The sequence below is a fragment of the Peribacillus sp. SIMBA_075 genome (genome assembly GCF_046534585.1).
On sequence record NZ_JAWRYN010000320.1, the window covers coordinates 1 to 316 of the forward strand.

The window sequence follows — 316 nt, forward strand, 5'->3', positions numbered from 1 at the left end:
ACAACACATATTCCCCAAATAAAGGAATCGACATTGCTGCGAAGAATGGAAAAGAATTCGATGTAGCTGCTGCTTTAAGTGGTACAGTAACGAAAGCTGAAAAAGATTCACTTCTTGGTTATGTTGTAACAGTTGATAGCGGAAATGGTGTAGCAGTTTCTTATCAAAGCTTAGGCAGTGTGAAAGTAGAAAAAGGTGCAAGAGTCGCGCAAGGTGAAGTGTTAGGAAAATCAGGTCTAAATGCAATGAATAAAGATGCAGGTTCTTACGTTCACTTTGAAGTACGTAAAGACAATGTGGCTGTGAACCCTGAGCG

At 40.2% G+C, this 316-nt stretch carries 1 protein-coding gene; it reads left to right on the forward strand.

Annotated elements, in window-relative coordinates; translation table 11 throughout:
* The coding region (locus SB775_RS28405; protein WP_410864518.1) for a peptidoglycan DD-metalloendopeptidase family protein at positions 1 to 316 on the forward strand (316 nt) is incomplete at both ends.